The 5,591-nt window shown below is 67.6% G+C and carries 7 protein-coding genes and 1 tRNA gene; 4 read left to right on the top strand and 4 right to left on the bottom strand.

Annotated elements, in window-relative coordinates; all coding sequences use genetic code 11:
* Positions 1-7: 7 nt before the first annotated feature.
* Positions 8-92: transfer RNA gene (locus QZ753_RS08895), tRNA-Leu, on the bottom strand.
* A 178-nt stretch (positions 93-270) separates the two neighbouring features.
* On the opposite strand from QZ753_RS08895, the gene lipB reads away from it, so the two are divergent.
* Genes lipB through QZ753_RS08875 form a run of 4 tightly spaced genes read left to right on the top strand, consistent with a single transcriptional unit; the run spans position 271 to position 3,133 of the window.
* Positions 271-1,020 carry a lipoyl(octanoyl) transferase LipB gene (lipB, locus tag QZ753_RS08890; protein WP_294642905.1) on the top strand — a complete coding sequence of 250 codons (750 nt, stop codon included), beginning with the start codon at positions 271-273 and terminating at the stop codon, positions 1,018-1,020.
* Entirely contained in the window at positions 1,017-1,472 is a 456-nt protein-coding gene (locus QZ753_RS08885) for a YaiI/YqxD family protein (protein ID WP_294642903.1), read from the top strand. Before lipB ends, QZ753_RS08885 begins: the two co-directional genes overlap by 4 nt.
* Positions 1,473-1,529: 57 nt before the next feature.
* Positions 1,530-2,357 (top strand): cytochrome b/b6 domain-containing protein, encoded by an 828-nt coding sequence (locus QZ753_RS08880; protein WP_294642901.1) that lies wholly within the window; start codon positions 1,530-1,532, stop codon positions 2,355-2,357.
* The gene (locus QZ753_RS08875; RefSeq protein ID WP_294642899.1) at positions 2,354-3,133 is read left to right on the top strand and encodes a molybdopterin-dependent oxidoreductase; all 780 of its coding nucleotides are present in this window, start codon (positions 2,354-2,356) and stop codon (positions 3,131-3,133) included. The genes QZ753_RS08880 and QZ753_RS08875 overlap by 4 nt, the downstream gene beginning before the upstream one ends.
* Here QZ753_RS08875 and QZ753_RS08870 read toward each other — a convergent pair whose 3' ends face one another.
* Genes QZ753_RS08870 through QZ753_RS08860 form a run of 3 tightly spaced genes read right to left on the bottom strand, consistent with a single transcriptional unit; the run spans position 3,134 to position 5,561 of the window.
* Positions 3,134-3,886 (bottom strand): ATP12 family chaperone protein, encoded by a 753-nt coding sequence (locus QZ753_RS08870; RefSeq protein WP_294642897.1) that lies wholly within the window; start codon positions 3,884-3,886, stop codon positions 3,134-3,136. It lies immediately after the preceding gene.
* Positions 3,883-4,572: an HAD-IA family hydrolase gene (locus QZ753_RS08865; RefSeq protein WP_294642895.1), complete on the bottom strand. Its 690-nt coding sequence runs from the start codon at positions 4,570-4,572 to the stop codon at positions 3,883-3,885. The genes QZ753_RS08870 and QZ753_RS08865 overlap by 4 nt, the downstream gene beginning before the upstream one ends.
* On the bottom strand, positions 4,572-5,561 hold the full coding sequence (locus QZ753_RS08860) for an RluA family pseudouridine synthase (protein WP_294642893.1): 990 nt from the start codon (positions 5,559-5,561) through the stop codon (positions 4,572-4,574). Before QZ753_RS08860 ends, QZ753_RS08865 begins: the two co-directional genes overlap by 1 nt.
* Positions 5,562-5,591 lie beyond the last annotated feature (30 nt).

Below are 5,591 nucleotides of genomic sequence, written 5' to 3'. Positions count from 1 at the left end.
GAAAGGCTGGTGCGGTCGAGAAGACTCGAACTTCCACGGGTTGCCCCACAGCGACCTCAACGCTGCGCGTCTACCAATTCCGCCACGACCGCACGCCGTGTTCCGGTCCGAAGGCCGGCCCGGTCTGTCTCGACCGGTGGCGGCGATGTAACAAACGCCCCGGAGGCGCACAAGCCTTTTCGCAGCGCCGCCCGTATTCTTTTTTCGTGACGCTCACTCCACCCGCGAAAGCCCTTTGCGAACAAGGCTCCCCAGCGCTATCTCAGCCACATGGATCAGCCGACACCGCGCGACGCGCTCGACACCGGTCGCTTTCTCGCCGGGGCGGACAGCCCTCCGGTGGAGTGGATCGTGGTGGACGGGAGAATCGACTACCCGGCGGCGGTCGAACTCATGGAAGACCGCGCGGGCCGCGTCGCCGACGGAACGGCGGCTGAGGCGGTCTTCCTCGTGGAGCATCCGCCGCTCTACACGAGCGGCACCAGCGCCGACGAGGCCGACCTTCTCGATGGCGGCCGCTTCCCGGTGTTCCGATCCGGGCGCGGCGGCGAGTTCACCTATCATGGGCCCGGACAGCGGGTCGCCTACGTCGTCCTCGACCTGAAGCGGCGCCGTCAGGACATTCGCGCCTTCGTCGCTGCGCTCGAGGCATGGGTGATCTCCACGCTCGGCGAGTTCCAGGTCCGGGGCGAGCGCCGCGAGGATCGGGTCGGCGTCTGGGTGCGACGCCCCGAGCGCCCGCCCCTTCCCGGCGGCGAGCCGGCCGAGGACAAGATCGCCGCGATCGGCATCCGCGTTCGCAAGTGGGTGACCTTTCACGGGATCAGCCTCAACGTCGATCCCGACCTTTCCCATTTCGACGGCATCGTTCCCTGCGGCATCCGCGGTTACGGGGTGACCAGCCTCCTCGATCTCGGCCTCGTCGTCTCGATGCCCGAGGTCGACGGCATACTGCGCCGGCGTTTCGAGGCGATCTTCGGCGCGACCGTCACGCCTGCGATCGATCGAGGCGCGGCATGACCGCGCGCGTGATCGTCGACGCCGACGCCTGCCCGGTGAAGGACGAGGTGATGGACGTCGCGGACAGGCTCGGCGCCGCGGTCGTGCTGGTGTCGAACGGCGGGATGCGCCCCTCGCGCTATCCCGGCGCCCGAATCGTCAGCGTGTCGAGCGGTTTCGATGCGGCCGACGACTGGATCGCGGAGGAGGCGACCGCAAGCGACGTGGTGATCACGGCGGACATTCCGCTGGCATCCCGCGCACTGGACAAGGGCGCAGTGGTTCTCGGTCCAGACGGGCGGCCGTTCACGCCGGGCAACATCGGTGCGGCCCTGTCCTTCCGCTCGTTCAACCAGCATCTTCGCGAGACCGGCGCATCCAGTGGCTACAACAAGCCGTTCACGCCGACCGACCGCTCGCGCTTCCGCCAGGAACTCGACAAAGCCCTTCGCCGCGTCATCATCGCACCGTGATGCGTCCGCCCGACCGGTTTAGACGTAGCTTGGCACACGGCTCTTGATGGACGGCACATGAAGCTTCTCGCCAAACGCGACGGACCGCTGGTCTACCGGCAACGCTTCGTCACTCGCCTCACGCACTGGATCTGGGTCGTCTGCCTGTTCTTCCTGCTCCTCTCGGGGCTGCAGATCTTCATGGCGAGGCCCGACCTCTACATCGGGCAGCAGTCCGGGTTCGATTTCGAGAATCGCGTGCTCAGCATCGGCGCCGCCTTCAACGAAGGCGAGCTCGGCGGGGTCACCACGGTCCTCGGGAAGAGCTTCGACACGACCGGTGCCCTCGGCGTGATCGAGGACGAGAACGGCGACTTCCGGCCGCAGACCTTTCCCGGCTGGATGACGATCCCCTCCTATCGCGATCTGGCGACCGGGCGCGTCGTGCACTTCTTCTTCGCCTGGGCGCTGGTCGGCACGCTGTTGGTCTGGCTGGTAGGAAGCCTTCTCAATCGTCACCTGACCCGAGAGATCCTGCCGCGCGGCCGGGATTGGGCGGCCCTTCCCCGCGACATCGCCGACCATGCCCGGCTGCGGCTCCACCACAAGCGCACCTATGGCCCGCTTCAGAAGATCTCCTACTTCGCGATCCTCGTCGTGGTTCTGCCGCTGATGGTGGCGACCGGGCTGACGATGTCTCCGGGGATGAACGCCTGGGCGCCCTGGACGCTCGATCTCTTCGGCGGTCGGCAGACGGCCCGCACGATCCACTTCGTGCTGATGGTGACCCTCGTCGGCTTCTTCGTGGTGCACATCGCCATGGTGTTCCTCGCGGGCCCCATCAACGAGATGCGGTCGATGATCACCGGCTGGATGCGGGTTGACGGCAAGGAGGACGCCCGATGAAGACGCTCCTCGATCGACGCCGCTTCCTCGGCGGCTTGGCCGCCGCCTCGACGCTGCCGTTGTCCGGCTGCTTCGATCCGCTGGTTGCCAGCGACTCCGAAGTCCGCGGCATTCTCGAAAGCGCCAATACGCTGACCTACAAGGCGCAGCGGCTGCTCCTCGGGTCCGATCACCTCGCGCGCGAGTTCGATCGCTCGGAAATCCGCCAGCCGATGCGGCCCAACGGCTCCACGAACCCGCAGGACGAGCCGTACCTCGCTCTCGCCCGCAACGGCTTCCAGGACTACCGGCTCTCCGTCACCGGCGCCGTGCGCACCCCGCTGTCGCTGTCGCTTGCCGACCTGCAGGCGATGCCTGCGCGTACGCAGATCACGCGGCACGACTGCGTGGAGGGCTGGAGCTGCATCGCGGAATGGACCGGCACGCCGCTCGGTCTCGTGCTCGATCAGGCAGGCGTCGCGCCCTCGGCGCGCTATGTCGTCTTCCTCTGCTTCGACACGCTCGACAACGGTTTCGAGGGACCGATTCGCTATTACGAATCGATCGATCTTCTCGACGCACGGCATCCGCAGACGATCCTCGCCTATGGGATGAACGGCGCGGCCCTCCCCGTCGCCAACGGGGCGCCGGTGCGCGTGCGGGTCGAGCGGCAGCTCGGCTACAAGATGGCCAAATACGTCCGGGCGATCGTCGTCACCGATTCCCTCGTCGCCTACGGCGAGGGCAAGGGCGGCTTCTGGGAAGACCGCGGCTACGAGTGGTTCGCCGGAATCTGATCAGCGACGCAGGAAGATGTCGGCCGCGCGCATGTCGGTGAAACGGGATGCGCGGCGGGCCTGCGCTTCCTCGTCGTCGCCCCAGAGCGAGATGTTCCAGTCCTCGTCGACATGCGCGAGCCGCCAGACCTCTGCGACGTCGAGTCGCCCCTCGGCGACGGCGAGCGCCAGGATCAGCGAGCCCGTCAGCGTCGTCATCTGGTGAATGCCGGCCAACCGGAACGGATCGGTCTCCTCGGCGAGGCGGGAGCGCAGGGCCGCGATCGTCGCCGGATCCTGCGCGACGTGCATGACGCCAGCCGCCGTTGCGAGCCGGGCGCCGAACCGCTCCTCGACCCAGGCGACGATCGGATCCCAGGCTTCAGCTTGCCGTGCGACCAGACGCTCGGGCTCGTCCGCCCGATAGGCGATGAGGTCGGTCTCCGCATAACGGGCGAGGTCGTCGCGCGTGGCGGCGGGGTCGTTGGCGACGCCGTCGAGAACCGTGTTGGCGAGGCGCGTGACCGGCATCGTCGCCGGGTCGATATGCGTTTCCTGCCGCGCCCATTCAGCCGCGACCGCCTCGGCGATCGCGTGGTCGGGCAGCGCCAGGAGGGTGCGGATCGGCGTGCGGACCGGCCGGCCGTCGAGACGGATCTCGAAACCACCCGCGATCTCCTCGACCGTCACGTTCTGGTAGAAGCGCTTCGGCAGGTCCGGCCTCTGGATCGGGTTCGACATGGCTGGAAGGCCCTGCTGCAGTTCGTCTCTCATGCGGACATCACCATGGATGGTTTCTCGGCCAGCCAGTCGCCCAACGACGCCTCGAGATCGGCCACGGTCGTGGATACGCCGCTCGCACCCGCCGCTCGAAGGGCGTCCTCCGGTTGGGCGCCCCAAGCGACGCCCCAGCCGCTGGCACCAGCCGCAACGGCCATCTGCATGTCGTAAACGGCGTCGCCCACGACCAGCGTGTCCTCCGGCCGCACGCCGAGCACGTCGCAGCACTCTGTGACCATCGCCGGATGCGGTTTCGAGGGGCAGTCGTCGGCCGTGCGCACCGCCGTGAACATCCCGTTCAGGTCATGCGCCTCGACGACGTGAGACACGCCGCGGCGCGACTTGCCCGTCACCATGCCGAGGAGAACGTCCTCGCGGCTGGCGAGACGGCGGAGCATCGGCTCGATGCCGGGAAAGAGGCGGTCGGGAAAGTGACCCTCCGCCCGGATCTCGTGGAACGCTTCGCGGTAGGTATCGACCAGCGCCGGCAGGTCAGCCGGAGCGATCGTCGGCGCGAGACGATGGATGGCGAGGTCGAGCGACAAGCCGATGATGCCGCGGGTCTCGGCGTCGTCGGGTTCCGGCAGCCCGGCCTTCTCGAAACAGCGCCGCATCGTCTCGCAGATCAGGCCGAAGCTGTCGGCCAGCGTTCCGTCGCAGTCGAAGAGGATCGCGCGCATCAGTCGTTCTCGGCGGCCTCGTCGAAGCCGAACAGGTTCCAGGTCTGGACCATATGCGGCGGCAGCGGCGCGATCTGGTCGATGCGGCGCCCGCCGTCGGGATGGGGGATGATGATCCGGCGGGCGTGGAGATGCAGCCGCTGCTGTACACCGCCAGGGAATTCCCAGTTGGTGTCGTGCTCGAAATACTTCGGGTCGCCGAGGATGGGATGGCCGATATGGGCCGCGTGGACGCGCAGCTGGTGCGTGCGTCCGGTGTAGGGCTCCATCTCGATCCAGGCGAAGGCCTGCGCCACCTGATCGACGACGCGGTAGTGCGAGAGCGCGTGGTCGGCGCCCTCCTCGCCGTGCTTGGCGATCCGCATCCGGTCGCCGTCCCGCGTCTGCTCCTTGACGAGGTAGGTGGAGATCCGGCCGTCGTGCGGCGTCGGTACGCCCTTCACGAGGGCCCAGTAGAGCTTCTTGGTGTCGCGCTCGCGGAACGCCTTGGTCAAGGACACGGCTGCGCCGCGTGTGCGCGCGACCACGAGGATACCCGACGTGTCGCGATCGATGCGATGTACGAGACGCGGCTTCTCGCCCCGCTTGTTGCGCCAGGCTTCCAGCATCCCGTCGACGTGGCGGTTGACGCCCGAGCCGCCCTGCACCGCGAGGCCCGCCGGCTTGTTGAAGACGTAGACCTTCTCGTCTTCGTAGATCAGCATCTGGCCGAGCACGTCGCCGTCGTGCTTGTCGCGCATCGTGTTGGGTGTGAGGACGGCCGTCCGCGGCCGTCCGGCGTCGACGCCCATTGGCGGCACGCGGATCATTTGGCCGGCCTCGAGACGCGTGTCCGTCTTGGCCCGGCCGCCGTCGATGCGGACCTGCCCCGACCGCAACAACTTCTGCAGGTGTCCGAACCCGAGGCCCGGATAGTGGATCTTGAACCAACGATCGAGGCGCAGGCCTGTCTCGTCCGCCTCCAAACTGATTTGCTCGACTACCGACATTTTCTTTTCCTATCGCTCTTGCCAAGGGCG

This window comes from uncultured Aureimonas sp., from assembly GCF_913775355.1.
Classification (GTDB): Bacteria; Pseudomonadota; Alphaproteobacteria; order Rhizobiales; family Rhizobiaceae; genus Aureimonas.
The sequence above is the reverse complement of the archived record's forward strand: the minus strand, read 5'-3'. Positions and strand labels throughout refer to the sequence as shown.

Bases quoted from the DNA above. Each gene is read 5' to 3' on its own strand.
- lipB (WP_294642905.1), top strand. From the start codon at position 271: ATGGATCAGCCGACACCGCGCGACGCGCTCGACACCGGTCGCTTTCTC.
- QZ753_RS08885 (WP_294642903.1), top strand. From the start codon at position 1,017: ATGACCGCGCGCGTGATCGTCGACGCCGACGCCTGCCCGGTGAAGGAC.
- QZ753_RS08880 (WP_294642901.1), top strand. From the start codon at position 1,530: ATGAAGCTTCTCGCCAAACGCGACGGACCGCTGGTCTACCGGCAACGC.
- QZ753_RS08875 (WP_294642899.1), top strand. From the start codon at position 2,354: ATGAAGACGCTCCTCGATCGACGCCGCTTCCTCGGCGGCTTGGCCGCC.
- QZ753_RS08870 (WP_294642897.1), bottom strand. From the start codon at position 3,886: ATGAGAGACGAACTGCAGCAGGGCCTTCCAGCCATGTCGAACCCGATC.
- QZ753_RS08865 (WP_294642895.1), bottom strand. From the start codon at position 4,572: ATGCGCGCGATCCTCTTCGACTGCGACGGAACGCTGGCCGACAGCTTC.
- QZ753_RS08860 (WP_294642893.1), bottom strand. From the start codon at position 5,561: ATGTCGGTAGTCGAGCAAATCAGTTTGGAGGCGGACGAGACAGGCCTG.